Origin of the sequence: Cellvibrio zantedeschiae (assembly GCF_014652535.1) — a bacterium.
In the GTDB taxonomy this organism is placed as follows: Bacteria; Pseudomonadota; Gammaproteobacteria; order Pseudomonadales; family Cellvibrionaceae; genus Cellvibrio; species Cellvibrio zantedeschiae.
In genome coordinates this window covers 2,116,440-2,131,817 of sequence record NZ_BMYZ01000001.1, presented here as the reverse complement: position 1 = coordinate 2,131,817, position 15,378 = coordinate 2,116,440, and the positions used below count along the sequence as shown (strand labels likewise).

The 15,378-nt window shown below is 46.2% G+C and carries 18 protein-coding genes; 14 read left to right on the top strand and 4 right to left on the bottom strand.

Annotated features, from left to right (window positions below; genetic code table 11):
* Positions 1-5 precede the first annotated feature (5 nt).
* Positions 6-1,631 (bottom strand): L-aspartate oxidase, encoded by a 1,626-nt coding sequence (gene nadB, locus IE104_RS09485; protein WP_189417779.1) that lies wholly within the window; start codon positions 1,629-1,631, stop codon positions 6-8.
* 296 nt (positions 1,632-1,927) lie between these two features.
* On the opposite strand from nadB, the gene rpoE reads away from it, so the two are divergent.
* The 5 genes from rpoE (at position 1,928) to arfB (ending at position 5,400) form a co-directional block, all read left to right on the top strand.
* Positions 1,928-2,518, top strand: a complete 591-nt coding sequence (gene rpoE, locus IE104_RS09480) for an RNA polymerase sigma factor RpoE (RefSeq protein ID WP_189417778.1) — start codon at positions 1,928-1,930, stop codon at positions 2,516-2,518.
* Between the two features lie 270 nt (positions 2,519-2,788).
* Positions 2,789-3,478 (top strand): sigma-E factor negative regulatory protein, encoded by a 690-nt coding sequence (locus tag IE104_RS09475; protein WP_189417777.1) that lies wholly within the window; start codon positions 2,789-2,791, stop codon positions 3,476-3,478.
* Between the two features lie 3 nt (positions 3,479-3,481).
* Positions 3,482-4,444 carry a MucB/RseB C-terminal domain-containing protein gene (locus IE104_RS09470; RefSeq protein WP_189417776.1) on the top strand — a complete coding sequence of 321 codons (963 nt, stop codon included), beginning with the start codon at positions 3,482-3,484 and terminating at the stop codon, positions 4,442-4,444.
* A gap of 58 nt (positions 4,445-4,502) precedes the next feature.
* Complete coding sequence (locus IE104_RS09465) at positions 4,503-4,976, top strand: SoxR reducing system RseC family protein (protein ID WP_189417775.1); 474 nt, start codon at positions 4,503-4,505, stop codon at positions 4,974-4,976.
* 7 nt (positions 4,977-4,983) lie between these two features.
* Positions 4,984-5,400 carry an alternative ribosome rescue aminoacyl-tRNA hydrolase ArfB gene (gene arfB / locus IE104_RS09460; protein WP_189417774.1) on the top strand — a complete coding sequence of 139 codons (417 nt, stop codon included), beginning with the start codon at positions 4,984-4,986 and terminating at the stop codon, positions 5,398-5,400.
* Positions 5,401-5,623: 223 nt separating this feature from the next.
* On the opposite strand, the gene IE104_RS09455 is transcribed toward arfB, so the two are convergent.
* Positions 5,624-6,685: an MJ1255/VC2487 family glycosyltransferase gene (locus IE104_RS09455; protein ID WP_189417773.1), complete on the bottom strand. Its 1,062-nt coding sequence runs from the start codon at positions 6,683-6,685 to the stop codon at positions 5,624-5,626.
* A 313-nt stretch (positions 6,686-6,998) separates the two neighbouring features.
* Between IE104_RS09455 and IE104_RS09450 the strand changes: the two genes are divergently transcribed.
* The 8 genes from IE104_RS09450 (at position 6,999) to IE104_RS09415 (ending at position 13,471) form a co-directional block, all read left to right on the top strand.
* The gene (locus tag IE104_RS09450) at positions 6,999-7,373 is read left to right on the top strand and encodes a diacylglycerol kinase (RefSeq protein ID WP_189417772.1); all 375 of its coding nucleotides are present in this window, start codon (positions 6,999-7,001) and stop codon (positions 7,371-7,373) included.
* A 201-nt stretch (positions 7,374-7,574) separates the two neighbouring features.
* The gene (locus tag IE104_RS09445) at positions 7,575-8,621 is read left to right on the top strand and encodes a UDP-glucose--hexose-1-phosphate uridylyltransferase (RefSeq protein WP_189417771.1); all 1,047 of its coding nucleotides are present in this window, start codon (positions 7,575-7,577) and stop codon (positions 8,619-8,621) included.
* A gap of 6 nt (positions 8,622-8,627) precedes the next feature.
* On the top strand, positions 8,628-9,782 hold the full coding sequence (galK, locus tag IE104_RS09440; RefSeq protein ID WP_189417769.1) for a galactokinase: 1,155 nt from the start codon (positions 8,628-8,630) through the stop codon (positions 9,780-9,782).
* Positions 9,783-10,408: 626 nt separating this feature from the next.
* Positions 10,409-10,732: a BolA family protein gene (locus tag IE104_RS09435; protein WP_189417768.1), complete on the top strand. Its 324-nt coding sequence runs from the start codon at positions 10,409-10,411 to the stop codon at positions 10,730-10,732.
* 102 nt (positions 10,733-10,834) lie between these two features.
* On the top strand, positions 10,835-11,818 hold the full coding sequence (trhO, locus tag IE104_RS09430; protein ID WP_189417766.1) for an oxygen-dependent tRNA uridine(34) hydroxylase TrhO: 984 nt from the start codon (positions 10,835-10,837) through the stop codon (positions 11,816-11,818).
* An 85-nt stretch (positions 11,819-11,903) separates the two neighbouring features.
* Positions 11,904-12,257: a hypothetical protein gene (locus tag IE104_RS09425; protein ID WP_189417764.1), complete on the top strand. Its 354-nt coding sequence runs from the start codon at positions 11,904-11,906 to the stop codon at positions 12,255-12,257.
* Positions 12,258-12,271: 14 nt separating this feature from the next.
* Positions 12,272-12,766 (top strand): CinA family protein, encoded by a 495-nt coding sequence (locus tag IE104_RS09420; protein ID WP_189417762.1) that lies wholly within the window; start codon positions 12,272-12,274, stop codon positions 12,764-12,766.
* Between the two features lie 84 nt (positions 12,767-12,850).
* Positions 12,851-13,471 (top strand): MarC family protein, encoded by a 621-nt coding sequence (locus tag IE104_RS09415; protein WP_189417761.1) that lies wholly within the window; start codon positions 12,851-12,853, stop codon positions 13,469-13,471.
* 64 nt (positions 13,472-13,535) lie between these two features.
* Here IE104_RS09415 and IE104_RS09410 read toward each other — a convergent pair whose 3' ends face one another.
* Both IE104_RS09410 and IE104_RS09405 read right to left on the bottom strand, forming a co-directional pair.
* On the bottom strand, positions 13,536-14,036 hold the full coding sequence (locus tag IE104_RS09410) for an SRPBCC family protein (RefSeq protein WP_189417759.1): 501 nt from the start codon (positions 14,034-14,036) through the stop codon (positions 13,536-13,538).
* A gap of 30 nt (positions 14,037-14,066) precedes the next feature.
* Positions 14,067-14,402 carry an ArsR/SmtB family transcription factor gene (locus IE104_RS09405; protein ID WP_189417758.1) on the bottom strand — a complete coding sequence of 112 codons (336 nt, stop codon included), beginning with the start codon at positions 14,400-14,402 and terminating at the stop codon, positions 14,067-14,069.
* A gap of 197 nt (positions 14,403-14,599) precedes the next feature.
* Here IE104_RS09405 and IE104_RS09400 point away from each other — a divergent pair, with 197 nt between their 5' ends.
* A complete protein-coding gene (locus IE104_RS09400) occupies positions 14,600-15,376 on the top strand; it encodes a lytic transglycosylase domain-containing protein (protein WP_229837758.1) in 777 nt (258 codons plus the stop codon).
* Positions 15,377-15,378: the final 2 nt, after the last annotated feature.

Below are 15,378 nucleotides of genomic sequence, written 5' to 3'. Positions count from 1 at the left end.
CGCGTTTAAACCTCTTTACTCACCACCACATCCTGCGCAGCAAAGTTGGTAGGAACCAAAATAGTATCGCGAGCAATATTGGATTTGTCGGGGTAATCGAGCGAGTAGTGGAGGCCACGGCTTTCTTTGCGATCTAATGCGGAGCGAATAATTAATTCCGCCACGGTTGCCAAGTTGCGCAACTCAATCAAATCGCTACTCACACGATAATTGCTGTAATACTCCGCAATTTCTTTTTTCAATAATTTGATGCGATGTGATGCACGTTGCAAACGTTTGTGTGTGCGCACAATGCCTACGTAGTCCCACATAAAACGGCGCAACTCATCCCAGTTGTGCGAAATCACAACGTCTTCGTCGGAATCAGTTACGCGAGTTGAGTCCCAGGGTTTGGATTGCTCTGGAGCGTTGATCTTCGCAAGCGAGTCAATAATTTGTTGCCCGGCAGATTGCGCGTACACAACACATTCCAGAAGGGAATTACTCGCTAGACGATTTGCGCCATGCAAACCGGTGAAGGAGGTTTCACCAATTGCGTAGAGATTTTGCAAATCCGTTAAACCGTTTTGATCAACCACAATTCCACCGCAAGTGAAGTGGGCTGCAGGTACAACGGGAATAGGTTCTTTGGTGATATCAATCCCCAACTCCAAACAGCGCGCGTAAATAGTGGGGAAATGTTCTTTAATAAATTCTGGCGTTTTGTGGCTGATATCAAGATATAAACAATCACAGCCCAAACGTTTCATTTCATAGTCGATAGCGCGTGCAACTATATCGCGCGGTGCTAATTCCAGGCGATCATCAAAGCGATGCATAAAACGCTCGCCATTTGGCAAACGCAACACAGCACCTTCACCTCGCAAGGCTTCGCTAATTAAAAAATTCTTGGTAGATGCGTGATACAAACAAGTCGGGTGGAATTGGTTAAATTCCATGTTCGCAATGCGGCAGCCTGCGCGCCACGCCATCGCAATACCATCGCCACTCGCTCCATCCAGATTGGTGGTATAGAGGTAAACTTTACTCGCACCACCAGTGGCAAGTACGACCACTTTTGCTTGGAATACGTGGACTTGCTCCGTGTTGTTGTTCAACACATAGGCACCCGTGCAGCGCAGCTTGCGCGAGTCGGCATCAGCCTGGGTGATAAGGTTTACGGCAATGTGATCTTCAAACAGGTCAATATTCTCTTGCTGTTTAACCTGATCGATAAGCGTGCTGTGTACTGCGCGACCCGTAGCATCTGCACTGTGAATGATGCGTCTATGGCTGTGACCACCTTCTTTAGTGAGGTGGTAGTCCTCTTTGCCGTTCTCTTTGGTGAAGCTAACGCCTTGGTTAATTAACCATTCGATAGCGCCTTTGCTGTTTTCTACAGTAAAGCGCACCGCATCTTCATGGCATAAACCTGCACCGGCGATTAAGGTATCGGCAACGTGAGCCTGAATGGAGTCTTGATCATCTAAAACGGCTGCAATACCGCCTTGGGCAAACCATGTGGAACCCTGGTTCAAGGCATTTTTACTGAGCACAGCGACCTTGGCGTGACGCGCCAAACTTAACGCAAGCGTTAAGCCAGCAGCACCTGAGCCAATAACAAGAACATCGTGGGAGAAGGTTTGGGTCATGAGTTATTTCTACAGCAATAAGAAGAACAAAGTCGTAAACTGACGCCAGTATATACAAGCCAAGCGCCAATGGTCAGCTAAACTCCTAATGGCAGCTCGTGAAACTAATAATCGCAACTATCAATCACAACTGTGAAAACGTGGAACTTTTGTATCGCCACTGAGTCAATGGCGTACAAAGCAGCAATCACAACCAGAAATTGCTCGTAACGAATATACTGTTGGTACATTCACACTGTACTGATTTTCTGGTCTTGGCCAATTTTTAGGCGCCAGGACGCTTTGGGGGTTTTAGAATGACAGCGCAAGTAGCGCCCGAAGTCGATGTCGATCAACAACTTGTAGAGCGTGTGCAAAAGGGAGATAAACGCGCTTTCGATTTGTTGGTACTTAAATATCAACATAAAATTTTTGCCGTAATCAGCCGTTTCATTCGCGACCATGCCGAAGTGCAAGATGTCGCCCAGGATGCTTTCATTAAGGCTTACCGCGCGCTGCCTAACTTCCGTGGCGAAAGTGCGTTTTATACCTGGATGTACCGCATTGCGATCAATACCGCTAAAAACTATTTGGTCGCTCGCAACCGCCGTCCGCCTGCCAGTGACGTAGATGTTGATGATGCCGAATTTTTCGCCGGCAACGATGCCATGCACGAGATGAATACTCCGGAACGCAATTTACTGCGGGACGAGTTGCAGTCGGTAATCGACCAGGCGTTTCGCGATTTACCTGATGATTTGCGTATGGCGGTCACCCTGCGCGAGATTGACGGTTTAAGTTATGAAGAGATTGCTGAAGCCATGGATTGCCCGATTGGCACTGTGCGATCACGGATTTTCCGCGCGCGTGAGGCGATTGATAAAAAGATCCAGCCGTTGGTGGAGTAGTGTGCGATCTGTACAAACTAGAGTTTTTGGCGGTAACTATCTGATTTTTGTGTAGATAAGTAACTCAAAATCGCCTTAAAGGTGTTTTCGTGTAAATATGCAAAAATTGTGGATCTTAGCTGAACCTTTATAGTGAACTTCGGTCATAAAGGCAGCGCAAAGAAAATTGCTGGGAAACATCTAGTTTGTCGTTGGAAATTTGCAGTTTATAAGTAGAAATTTGCTGTCTTTAATGTTTGAAAACCTTTTTCAGTTAACAGGTAAATCTCAATGAGTGAGCAAAACCGGCCGCAAGTCCTTGCAGAATCAATCTCGGCACTGATGGATAATCAGGCCTCCGAGCTTGAGTTGCAGCGAATATTAAAAGCCAGCGAGCAGGATGCTGAAGTTAAAGCGACTTGGTCACGCTACCAAATTGCTAGTGCGGTCTTACGTGGGGAACAAGCTCCCATTGTCATGTCTGATTTTGCGGCACGTATTAGTGCGGCAATTGATGAAGAAGATGCGTTAGTCGAACAGCCAGCTCCAGTGATTGCAACCAAGCCCCAACAAGGTTGGCGCTACCAATTAGGTCGTGTTGCTTTGGTTGCGTCTGTGGCTGGCGGTATGATTTTGGGCGTAGGTGAATTAAATGTCGCCACTGTTGCACCTCAAATTGCAAGCAATACGGTAGTAACACCTGCGCAGGCGCCGGTGGATAACACAGTGTCTTTACCATCTGGTATTAACAGCCCTATGTTGAACACCCGCACTGTTGCGGTACAAACTGGCTACGAAACACGTCCACAAGAAAATCGCCGTGTGACTTTCCAACCGCGTCAGGCTAATTCCGTGGTGTCTGATGAAGAAGTATCGCGTTATGTAAACCAAATGATTAATGCGCATTCTGATAATGCGGCTATGAACTCTGGCCAAGGTGTATTACCTTATGCGCGTGTAATCATTACTGATGAAGAATAAGTTATGCCCAAAATGTCCTTGTGGTTATCGTCTTTCGTATTGGCGATAACTACATCAGTCCAAGCTCAAACAGTCGCTACGCAAAATCCCTCGCTCAACAGTTTACCTACCGTGCAGTTGCTCTTAAGCAAGATGTCACAAGATGCTGCCCGCATTAATTACCGTGGTTCTTTCACTTATCAAAATCAAACCAGTGAGCTGCAAAGCTTTCGTGTAGAGCATTGGATTGAAAACGGTATTGAGCATGATCGCTTCCTGTTTTTGAATGGCCCTGAGCGTGTGATCGTGCGCGATGGGCAGCGAGTCGATTGCAAGGCTATGGGTGACGAATTGCTTCAAGGTAGTTTTGCTTCGCTTGGTAAAACCCTGATAAAAATGGATCAGCTCTACCAATTTGAAATCCGTGGGCGCGAACGTGTTGCCGGGCGGTGGTCGCGCGGTTTGCAGGTGATCCCTAAAGATCCCTATCGTTACGGATATCTCCTGAATATTGATGAAGAGACTGGGCTGGTACTTAAGTCCTGGTTGATAGATGAAACTGCGCGCCCACTTGAACGCTATCAATTTATTTCAATTGAGTTGGATCCTGACTTCAACCAATTCAAATCCAAAAGTTTATTGCGTGAACACAAAGCTGTGGCTGACGTAACGCCTTGTAACCCCACCGAATTTACCAAGCCATCTGCGTGGAATGTCGGTTGGGCGCCACCGGGGTTTGTGTTCGCCGGCCAGCGTAAACTGGCAAATGGTCAATCCATGCTTATGTACACTGATGGATTAACTACCTTTAGTATTTTTATTGAAGCAACCACGAGTTTTGTACCTGAAGGCACAGGCAAGCGTGGAGCAACCTTGGCTTATATGTCGCGACTGGTTGTGAAGGATGTAACCTACAGGGTCAGTGTGGTCGGTGAAATACCGGTCGCCGCCGCCGCAAAAATCGCGCAAAATATCACGGGGCTTTAGCCCCGTTTTCATTTTCAGATCGTCTGTAAATTTTCTCTTCCGCATCCAGGTGCTTCACATGCTTCTTGAAACTGGCCGAATTGTCGCTATCGAACCTGAAGGACTCTGGGTGGAAACCATTCAGCGTTCCGCTTGCGGTTCATGCCAGGCGCAAAAAGGTTGTGGTCATAGCATGCTGGCGAAATGGGGAGCTAGCGCTTCGCGTTTGTGGGTGCTGTTGGACGGGCGTGATTCAGCGCAATATCAATTGGGTGACCAAGTGCAAATTGGTGTCCCCGATGAGGTAATTGCAAATGGTTCGCTGTTTGTTTACATGGTGCCTTTGCTGGCAATGATTGCGTCTACATTCATTGCCCACCAACAAAATTTGGGTGATGGATTAACCGCGCTCTGTGCTTTTGCGGGCTTAATCCTGGGGGCAATTATTGTACGCTGGTGTTCCTACCAGATTCGCTTCGATAGTCGCTTGCAGCCAATTTTGATTGACGAAAAGACGAAGACGCAGGCCATTCAAACCTGTGCACTGGAGTAGTTGCGTAGTGCTCATCATCAATTCCCATGTTCATATTCCCCTGCACGAAATTGAGCTCACGGCTATGCGAGCGCAAGGTGCTGGCGGGCAAAATGTCAACAAGGTGTCGAGTGCGATACATTTGCGTTTTGATATTCATAAGTCTTCACTCAGTGAATTTTGTAAATCGAGATTACTCGCGTTGGATGACAAGCGTATTTCAGGTGATGGCGTTTTAATTATCAAGGCCCAGCGTCATCGCACTCAGGAAATGAATCGTGCCGATGCTTTGGAGCGTTTACGGGAAATCGTGGTGGACGCAATTAAAATTGTAAAAGACCGGCGTGCCACTAAACCTACTTACAGTTCAAAACAAAAACGTATGGACGGTAAAACGATTCGTTCAACAATCAAATCAGCACGAGCAAAAGTGAATGTCGAATAAGTTCAACTAAGAATTTATTATTTTCCCTGTTGTTTGCGTGTAATCGAATGTGAAGCTAATCCTTTTGCTTCACTTTTTGGGTCGCCCCGGTTGTGCAGGCTCAGAATGCCGTGACAGCGATTTTTAGTAAGTGCGCTAGCTCACCAACTTACGCTTTTTTACATCCACGATTTTAAAGATCGCTGAGACGTCAATTTACTCTGTTTATTTTGCTTACTCTGTTTTATTTTGCGTGCGCCGTCTTTGAAAATATTTCGTTGGGGGCAGGCATGTCGCGCCATAACGATTGCTGCAATTCTTCAAAATTTTCTCCGCCGGTCTTTAGTAACCAATCCACTAATTTATTTGCAACATCCGGATAAATAATTGGATTAGGTTTCATGAGCGGCAACCAACGACCAATCGCAGCTTCGTTTAATAAATTGGTGGAAGAACCATAACCCAGTTGCGTAAGTGCGAGGGCGTTAGAAGCTTGTTCCATTTGTCCTGCTACAGGTTGTACAAGAAGTTTTTTTCCGAGTTGAATTGCTTCGCTCGGTAATTCAAAACCTGCGCTGCATATAACTCCCTCACAGCGGTGCAAATCTTTTTGAAAGCCTTCGCGTGAAAAGGGGCGAATATGAATGTGTCCATCATCCGTTGCCTGGGGAACATTCTGGTAAACAAAAAATTCGTAATCGGGAAATTTACGCAACTGCGGCAAAATATCGTCGAGCCCAGCAAAAGGTAAATAAACCAAATAATGTTTGTGCAGTGATTCGTTAGGATAGTGCGAAGGTTCAATTAAGGGTGGCAAAATGGGTTGGTTGAAGTGGTGCCAATGCAAGCCAATAGCTTGGGTCACAGGTGCAAAATTTTGCATAAACCAATCGGTGACCAGGTTGTTATTTTTCTTGGGAATTTTGTGCAGGAAAGCATTTTGGTGCGAGATTCCAATCACTTTTTTGCCTGCGCGTTTTGCGGCATGGGCAGACACAGGTTCGAAATCATTAATGATGAGATCGTAACCTTCAACATTCACTTTTTTAATATCATCGTTAAGCTGCATTAAATTAGCTTGCAAGGCTGTTTTTAAATAGAGAATACGTCCGCTTTTAACTGCGAAGGTTAAACCACGGTAGGATTGAAAATCACCAAAGGCTTGCATATCAAAAAAATCTTCACGGGGACGACCAGAAAACACCCAATCAACCTGTACGCCTTTTGCAGCAAACGCTTTGGCCATAATGCGCGCGCGCGTAACGTGACCGTTTCCTGTTCCTTGAACACCATAAAGTATTTTCATAGGGCTACCTGTCATAAATGTTTATAAAAATATGTTTGCGCTGAAAGGCGCTTGTCATATCTCGCTGTAATAATTCACGGCAGTAACATTTCCCGGGCAGGTTGTGGTTTTGAGTGATAGACGTCTTGGTTAAAAGCATTCATCATTCACGCCCTTGAGCTGTTACACCGCCAGAAATATCACCGGCCTATTACTTTTCGATGAAGAACAGATGAATTAACCGTGACAAACTAGTGTCATCGCCTGATTCTAGGGTCGCTAACTTAAAAATTGGCCTAACAAAGGCTTATCAAAAAAAGTGTGGAGAATTGGAATGAGTAAACCTGGTAAAACCGGAATCGCCCGTATCATTGATGCGTTTGGTTATTCGATGAAGGGCTTTGCAGCTACCTGGAAATTTGAGGCTGCGTTCAGGCAGGAGGTGGTGTTGGGTTTAATCCTTACCCCCGTGGCTTTTTGGTTGGCGACCACCCATATTGAATTGATCTTGTTACTTTCCAGTATTTTCTGGGTGTGGATGGCGGAATTGGCGAATTCATCTGTAGAAGCCGTGGTGGATCGGACAGGCTCTGAACGTCACGAACTCTCAGGGCGCGCCAAAGATATTGGCTCTGCCTTAGTGTTTACCAGTCTCATATTGTTAGCGGTAGTTTGGGGTATTGTCGCCGCACACCGTTTCTTTCCCTAGTTTCTCCCTCATTTCTCACCCTAATCGAACTTTCCCCACAATAAGTTGTTCGAAGTAAAACACTCAGAAGTTGATGCTTCTGGGTGTTTCTTTCCATGAAGGGGGTTAGCGCCTAAATTCGAATGTGATTGTACTTCACAAATTTTTCAGGTAAATTACGCCCATTGTTTATTTATCATATTTATATGGACAATGTAGTATATGAATCCAGAAGAGTTTTCGGTCAACGAACATACCCATCGCCGCTTTAATCCTTTGACGGGTGAGTGGTTGCTTATTTCGCCACACAGAACCAAGCGCCCATGGCAAGGCCAGCAAGAGCCTAACCAGTGGCCAGAAAGTGCGGCTCATGATCCTAACTGCTATTTGTGCCCCGGCAATACGCGCGTGGGCGGTGAGCTGAACCCTGTTTATAAAACAACTTTTGTGTTTACCAATGATTTTGCCGCGCTTATGCCAGAAGTACCGGCTGCGCCTGAATCTGTCGATCCTTTGTTCCAGATTAAAGCTGAACACGGCACCAGCCGCGTGATCTGCTTTTTGCCCGATCACAGCAAAACCTTGCCTCTCTTAAATGACGAAGAGATTTTGGCGGTTATTAAAACCTGGATGAACGAGTCGGCTGATCTAGGCAAAGACTATCCATCGGTACAAATTTTTGAAAACAAAGGTGCAGTGATGGGGTGCTCCAATCCCCATCCGCATGGTCAAATCTGGGCGCAAACCCAACTGCCTACACTGGTACAGAAAGAAGATGACAACCAGCGCGCCTTTCACTCAAAAGAAGGCAAATCGCTGCTTCTGGATTATGCCCATAAAGAAATAGCCGCTGCGGAGCGGGTAGTAGTGCAAAACGAAGATTGGCTTGTTGTAGTTCCTTTTTGGGCTGCCTGGCCGTTTGAAACCTTGTTGCTTCCCAAGCATGCGCGAGCGCGTATCACCGAGTTAACTGAAACCGAACAAGTGAGTTTGGGGCAGATTTTGCGTGATATAACAGCGCGTTACGACAATTTGTTCGAGTGTTCCTTTCCTTATTCTATGGGATGGCATGGCGCTCCTTTCAATGCCCAGGATTCAAGCGCCTGGCAGCTCCACGCACATTTTTATCCTCCGTTATTGCGCAGCGCGAGTGTGCGCAAATTTATGGTGGGTTATGAAATGTTGGGTGAACCCCAACGCGATTTATCACCCGAGCAAGCCGCAGAACGCTTGCGTCAACAAAGTCCTGTCCATTTTCGTATGAGGTAATTGCGAGTGAGCGTATTAAATAAAGAACAGCTCAGTGAATTTTATTCGGCCGCCTTTGGCCAAGCGCCTGAATTGATTGTTCAGGCACCCGGAAGAGTAAACCTGATTGGAGAGCACACAGACTATAACGATGGTTTTGTCTTGCCAGCAGCTATTAATTACAGCACCTGGATCGCCGCGTCTGCTCGCAATGATCGTGAATTGCATGTTGTCGCACGCGATTTTGAGTCGCAAGGCGTCGTCATTAATTTGGATGAACCGATGCAACAAGATCCTGCTGCGTCCTGGTCTGATTATGTGCGCGGTGTGATTCAGGAATTGAAGAAAAAAGGTTATCGCCTTAAGGGCGGCAATTTATTGATATCCGGTAACGTACCTGCGGGCGCAGGTCTGAGTAGTTCGGCTTCGTTGGAAGTTGCGGTCGTGCGAGCGCTCACTGAATTGAGCGATGAATCTATCGACCCCACAGATGCCGCGCTGGTTGGCCAAGCTGCCGAGAACAACTTTGTAGGCTGTAACTGCGGCATTATGGATCAACTGATTTCAGCCCGCGGCCAGGAAAGTAGTGCGCTTTTAATTGACTGCCAGGATTTATCAACACGCAGTGTTTCTATCCCGCGCGACTGGGAAATTCTTATAGTACATAGCGGCGTAAAACGCGGTTTGGTTGATAGCGAATACAATCAGCGCCGCGCCCAGTGTGAAGCAGCGGCAGCCTTTTTTGGACAGCAAAGCTTGCGCGGGGTTGGTTTGGAGCAATTTGTAGCTGCGGAAGGTAAATTGGACGATTTAAGTTTTCGTCGCGCACGCCATGTGCTCACCGAAAATGAACGTACCTTATTAGCGGCTGAAGCCTTGAGTTCAGGCGATATGACAACCCTGGCGCGGGTGATGGCTGAATCGCATATTTCCATGCGCGATGACTTTAACGTGACTACGCCAGCAATTGATCGATTGGTGGAAATACTGCAAGCAGCCGGGGAAGGTAAAGCGGGAGCTCGCATGACCGGGGGCGGGTTTGGCGGTTGTGTGGTGTCCATTGCGCCAGCAGCGGTTATCCCGAAACTAATGCAAGCAGTGGAGCAACTTTATCAGCTTGATACAGGTTGCGTACCGACTTTGATTCCGGCAAAAGCCAGCAACGGCGCATTTGCTATCTAGGTTTCAGGAATTGGTTGGAGTTTTTACGAAAGTAAAACTTAAAGCAGGTTTCTGACTGTTACAGTTTTTTTGTGGAGTTTATTGGTCCTCCTTTGACTTACCCCGCAAGGGTCACTTTGCGGGGCTTTTTTAAAGCTTAATGTCTTGCTTTGCTTTCCATATCGCCCAGATAGGCTTGGTAGTCATCTGCCAGGGTGCGCTGGGGGTGTCTGCGATCAGTCGACTTACGGCGCTTGCGGTGGTAAATATCAATCGGCATATTCCTGCATGGGTCATTGTCTAGCCTGCGGTCCTCGCCTCGGCGTCTGTCTACGAAAATTTTATGTAAGCTCATGTTTATCTCTAATTTACTGCTAAGTATCAGTGACGTTCTAAGGGGAAAACTTCGTCACTTATTGGTGCCAGCTTTAATACGGGTAAAATGTCAGTCACTTTGGTGTCTATCTGCAACCTTTAGCTTTAAATGTTTTGCTATAACCGGTGCATTGCATCTGAGACTGACAAGCTTAAGAATTTGTTCCCGAGCGCAATCAGGTTCCCACAGTCTAGTCTTTATCCAGTAGAATACCGCAGTTTTTTTTGGCCTTAGCCGCTCAGTTTTTATAACGCTTTACGCGAGGTGTCGCATGAATCCCGTCGAAAATCGCATAATCTCTAAACTTTCAGATACCTTTAAACCTGCCCATTTGGAAGTGCTTAACGAGAGCTATATGCATTCGGTGCCACCGGGTTCAGAAACCCATTTTAAAGTAGTCTTGGCTGCAGACAGTTTTGTGGGCAAGCGTCAGGTGCAGCGTCATCAGGCAATATATGCTTGCCTGGCTGATGAATTGAAAAGCGGTGTGCATGCCTTAGCTTTACACACGTTTAGTCCAGACGAATGGGCATCATCTGGTGCGGTACCTGCATCATCAAATTGTATGGGTGGCTCCAAACACGATCATTCTTGATATAGATCAGGAGTTTTTGCTGGCTGTTCAAAAAACAAGCATTTATAATGCGCGCCCGCTGCTACTTGATGTACCCATTGTTGACCCCCCAAGTGAAAAGATATGAATCAAATTGTTGTTGCTGCTCTCTACAAATTTGTCTCCTTGCCCGACTATCAGGAATTCGCCCCTCGTCTCAAAGAACGCTGTGATCAGCTCGAATTAAAAGGTACTTTGCTATTGGCCGAAGAGGGCATTAATGGCACGGTTTCCGGTACCCGCGACGCGATTAATCTCTTGCTCGACTTTTTAAAAAGTGATGAGCGCTTCGTTGATTTGGTACATAAGGAGTCTTTTTTTGAAGGCACACCTTTTTATCGTATGAAGGTAAAACTGAAAAAAGAAATCGTCACCATGGGTGTGAACGGCATAGACCCACAAAAAATTGTAGGCACTTATGTAAAGCCTAAAGATTGGAACGCGTTGATCAGCGACCCTGAAGTTACGGTCATTGATACCCGTAACTCTTACGAATACGACATTGGCACTTTCGAGCGCGCTATTGATCCTAAAACGGAAACCTTCCGTGAATTCCCGCAATACGTAGCGGAGAATCTTGATCCTGCCAAACACAAAAAAGTGGCCATGTTTTGCACCGGTGGTATTCGCTGTGAGAAATCTACCGCATACATGAAAGAGTTAGGTTTTGAAGAGGTTTATCATTTAGAAGGTGGCATTCTTAAATATTTGGAAGAGGTGCCCGAAGAGCAAAGTTTGTGGAAAGGTGAGTGTTTTGTTTTCGACAATCGTGTAGCTGTTAATCATAGTTTAAAGAAAGGTATTTATGATCAGTGTCACGGCTGCCGTCATCCCATCACCGAGGAAGATAAGCTTTCCGATCAATACATGCCGGGTGTAAGCTGCCCACGTTGTTATGACAAGCTGACGGACGAGCAAAAAATGCGTTTTGCCGAGCGTCAAAAACAAATTCAGTTGGCCAAGAACCGCAACGAACCGCATATTGGTGCTTTGCCGCCAGAGCGACAATTGCGTCGCCAGCAAAAAATTGAAAAGCGCGAAGAGCAACGCCGTTCGTCGCAAGCTTGAGTTTGAATTCCCGAACAAGTATTAAGGCAGTTTTAGTGGTGATAAAATTGCCAACGCAAATCAACCACCAGCCAACAGGTATTTTATGGATTTTGATGCATGGGTAGCCAACTTGGCTGCTGGAACAGCAACTCACGAATCAGGTTTTGTATTGCAAGTGGAAGGGAATCCGCGTGATCCTTCGGCAATTAATCCTGCCAATTTTCCCGCCAATTTGTCGTTTGTCGATCAAGCGCGTTTGATGCGTTGCGGTTTGGAATTTTTAGCCAAAGCAGCAGCGAATAGCCCAACTTCTTACAGCAGCACAAGCGGCGGCGTTACCGATATTGAATCGCTCAAAAGCGAAGCGACTAAAGAGCGCGAAGCCTTGGCAAAACAATTTGCCGAACGTTCAGACAAACCAGAAAGATCGGTGTTGTCGCTGAAAAAAAACAAGTAAACGAAATTAATTTTATGTCTTCGCCAACAGCGCCTTCTGTGTTGCAATTGAGTCAACTCCTGGGTGAAAAATTGTTGGCCCGCAATTGGCGCCTTGCCACCGCAGAGTCTTGTACCGGAGGTGGCATTGCCGCTGCAATCACCGCTGTTGCCGGTAGTTCCTCATGGTTTGAATACGGTGTAGTAAGTTACGCTAACCAAGCCAAAGAAAAATTACTTCAAGTAAATCCACAAACTCTTTTAGAGGAAGGCGCCGTCAGCCAAGCAGTAGTTGAGCAAATGGCGAAGGGCGTTCTTGCATTATCCGGCGCGGAAATTTCTGTGGCTGTGAGTGGCATTGCGGGGCCTTCCGGCGGCAACCTTGAAAAACCTGTTGGCACTGTTTGGTTTGCCTGGGGGTTGGCGACAGGTGTTATTCACTCGCAATGTTTTCATTTCGCTGGTGACCGCACTGAAATTCAACAACAAGCCGTCGTACAAGGTCTCCACGGCGTGCTAAAACTGCTCTAATCTTTGGTTCTGTATCCCATCCAACTTACATCTATAAATCAACTGCTACAATCATCATAAATCCTCTTTTTATCGAGAACGTTTATGCTGTCATTTGCAGAGTACTCGCAATTTTTTGTTGGTCTTCTGGCTATTGTAGATCCGCTGGGCGCCATACCCGTATTTTTGATTCTTACCGCTCGCCAAAATGCGAAAACAAAACGCGCTACCATACGTTTAACAGTGCTCTCTGTTTTTAGTGTGCTTATAGTGTCTTTATTATTGGGCGAATGGATTTTAAGTGTGCTTGGTATCAGCATTAATGCGTTTCGCTGTGCGGGTGGTTTGGTGTTGTTGTTAATGGCACTGTCTATGTTGCAATCACATTTAATGGCGCCGAGCGAAGTAGATCAGCTGCAGGAAGATGAAACAATTGCTTTAGTTCCTTTAACCATTCCGTTGCTCGCAGGGCCGGGTGCTATCAGTACCGTAATTGTTTACGCACATCAATCGCACGAGTGGTCGCATTTTGTTTTAATTTTTGCAGCCATCGCGAGCGTTTGTGTTTGTTTGTGGTTGACTCTGGTTGCCATGCCCTGGTTGTCAAAACATATCACCGCAAAATCTATTGCCATGTCCACGCGTATTATGGGTTTGTTACTTGCGGCAATTGCCATTGAATTTATTGCAGGTGGTTTAAAAGGTTTATTCCCAGGCTTTGCTTAATTTTTCATTTTGTATTTCAAATTAACCTGCCGCAAAAAAAATCTGCGACAGGTTTTCTCAAAAATTATTGCGTAATTTTCGCTAAATATCTTTCCAGGTTTTCAAATGTGCTGCCCCAGCCTTGGGTCATACTATCGAAGGCACTATTAAAGGTTGCAACTTCTTCTGCGGTTGCTTCATAAGTTTGCCATTCCAATAATAATTCTGTTTTGCCATCAATTTCTTTTAATGTCATTGTTGAGTGGGTGTACTTTGGCCAGCTTGGTGCCATGGGATGACTACCCAATCCGCCTTCCGCATTTGAAAAACATTGTATTAATACTAATTTTTCCGGTGCGTTAATATCGCGAAACATCCATTTGCCCCACATTTCAGTACCGTCTGGAGTAGTCATGCAATAGTGAAAAATTCCATTCGGTTTTAAATCCATTGTCACGACTTTAATGGTAAATGCAGTAGGGCTAAACCATTTGCCGAGGTGCTCGGCTTGTGTCCATGCATCCCACACCAATTGGCGCGGTGCGTTGAGTGTGCGTTTAATGGTAAAAGTGTTGGATGTGGTCATGGCTTTTCCTCAATAAATAATGGTGAATACTTAAAGCGATTTGGTTTTTTGTAATTCAGCAAGGTAAGTTTCCAGTTGATCCAGACGGCCTTCCCAAAGCTGGCGATATTGCTCAACCCAATTGGAGATTTCTGCGAGCGGGGCAGCTTCCATATGGCAAGGCCGGCGTTGGGCATCGCGCCCACGGCTAATGAGGCCAGCGCCTTCCAGTACCTTCAGATGCTTGGTGATCGCGGGCATCGACATATTGAAAGGCTCGGCTAGTTCGGTAACTGTGGCGTCACCCTGGCTCAAGCGTTCAAGAATTGCGCGTCGAGTAGGATCGGCGAGCGCCGCAAATAGGGTACTGATGTTATCCGCTGACATATAAAACCATTTGGTTAATTAACTGTTTGGTAAAATAAAGATTAGGGCTTGGATTGTCAACTGGAATTTGTACCTGAAGAGGGTGGGTATCCATCACGAATTTGAATCTTGGTAGATGTCTCTCGGTTTCGTTGAGCTACACTAATGGCTTGGTATGGATACTGACCACCAAAATACCTACTGCATTGAGATTGATCGTGGCAAAACATTTTTTATACAGTTTGTTGTTCGCTTGCTTGATGGCGGGTCGCTGTGTAGCGGCTGATTCCAGCATAAGTAGTGAGGCCAGCTCTGTGGCTGATTATGAACAGCAAGTTCGTGAAGTGGCCAAACGAACGGCTGCGGAAGCGAAAGCCAAACGAGAACAGGAACGTCTTGAACGTGCTAAAACTGCCAGTAACACCACAAACGTGGAATCCTACCGGGTATTCAAATACAAAAAAGATGGCGCTACGGCTTTTTCTGATAGCGCTCCCTACAAAACCAAATATGAAGTAGTGGTCTACAACAGCTGCTACGCATGTAGCATTGTCTCGAATGTTGACTGGTATAAAACCCGCTTACACCTCACCGAATTCAGCGACACCATTGCCGTGGCCGCACAAGCTTATAAGGTCGATGCTGGATTTATCCGCGCTATCATCCACGCAGAATCTGCATTCAACCCGCTCGCTCGCTCACGTAAAGGTGCAATGGGTTTAATGCAATTGATGCCGGGGACTGCAAAAGATATGGGCGTTTTTGATACGACCAATCCTGAGCAAAATATCAGGGGTGGAGTGAAGTATCTTGCTGGACTGCTGCAAACCTTCAATGGCAATGAAGCCCTTGCTGCTGCAGCTTACAATGCGGGTGCTGGTGCAGTAACCCGTCACGGCGGAATTCCCCCTTACGAGGAAACCAAAACTTACGTTAAACGCGTAAAAATTTTGGCGGAGCGTTATAAAAACCAAAAACAATTAGCGGCAAATTAATT

What these genes read in the sequence shown, in the direction of transcription:
- IE104_RS09455 (WP_189417773.1), bottom strand. Translation starts at nt 6,685, where the DNA reads ATGAAAATACTTTATGGTGTTCAAGGAACAGGAAACGGTCACGTTACG.
- nadB (WP_189417779.1), bottom strand. Translation starts at nt 1,631, where the DNA reads ATGACCCAAACCTTCTCCCACGATGTTCTTGTTATTGGCTCAGGTGCT.
- IE104_RS09420 (WP_189417762.1), top strand. Translation starts at nt 12,272, where the DNA reads ATGTCTTCGCCAACAGCGCCTTCTGTGTTGCAATTGAGTCAACTCCTG.
- IE104_RS09450 (WP_189417772.1), top strand. Translation starts at nt 6,999, where the DNA reads ATGAGTAAACCTGGTAAAACCGGAATCGCCCGTATCATTGATGCGTTT.
- IE104_RS09415 (WP_189417761.1), top strand. Translation starts at nt 12,851, where the DNA reads ATGCTGTCATTTGCAGAGTACTCGCAATTTTTTGTTGGTCTTCTGGCT.
- IE104_RS09425 (WP_189417764.1), top strand. Translation starts at nt 11,904, where the DNA reads ATGGATTTTGATGCATGGGTAGCCAACTTGGCTGCTGGAACAGCAACT.
- IE104_RS09475 (WP_189417777.1), top strand. Translation starts at nt 2,789, where the DNA reads ATGAGTGAGCAAAACCGGCCGCAAGTCCTTGCAGAATCAATCTCGGCA.
- IE104_RS09470 (WP_189417776.1), top strand. Translation starts at nt 3,482, where the DNA reads ATGCCCAAAATGTCCTTGTGGTTATCGTCTTTCGTATTGGCGATAACT.
- rpoE (WP_189417778.1), top strand. Translation starts at nt 1,928, where the DNA reads ATGACAGCGCAAGTAGCGCCCGAAGTCGATGTCGATCAACAACTTGTA.
- IE104_RS09435 (WP_189417768.1), top strand. Translation starts at nt 10,409, where the DNA reads ATGAATCCCGTCGAAAATCGCATAATCTCTAAACTTTCAGATACCTTT.
- trhO (WP_189417766.1), top strand. Translation starts at nt 10,835, where the DNA reads ATGAATCAAATTGTTGTTGCTGCTCTCTACAAATTTGTCTCCTTGCCC.
- IE104_RS09410 (WP_189417759.1), bottom strand. Translation starts at nt 14,036, where the DNA reads ATGACCACATCCAACACTTTTACCATTAAACGCACACTCAACGCACCG.
- IE104_RS09465 (WP_189417775.1), top strand. Translation starts at nt 4,503, where the DNA reads ATGCTTCTTGAAACTGGCCGAATTGTCGCTATCGAACCTGAAGGACTC.
- IE104_RS09445 (WP_189417771.1), top strand. Translation starts at nt 7,575, where the DNA reads ATGAATCCAGAAGAGTTTTCGGTCAACGAACATACCCATCGCCGCTTT.
- IE104_RS09405 (WP_189417758.1), bottom strand. Translation starts at nt 14,402, where the DNA reads ATGTCAGCGGATAACATCAGTACCCTATTTGCGGCGCTCGCCGATCCT.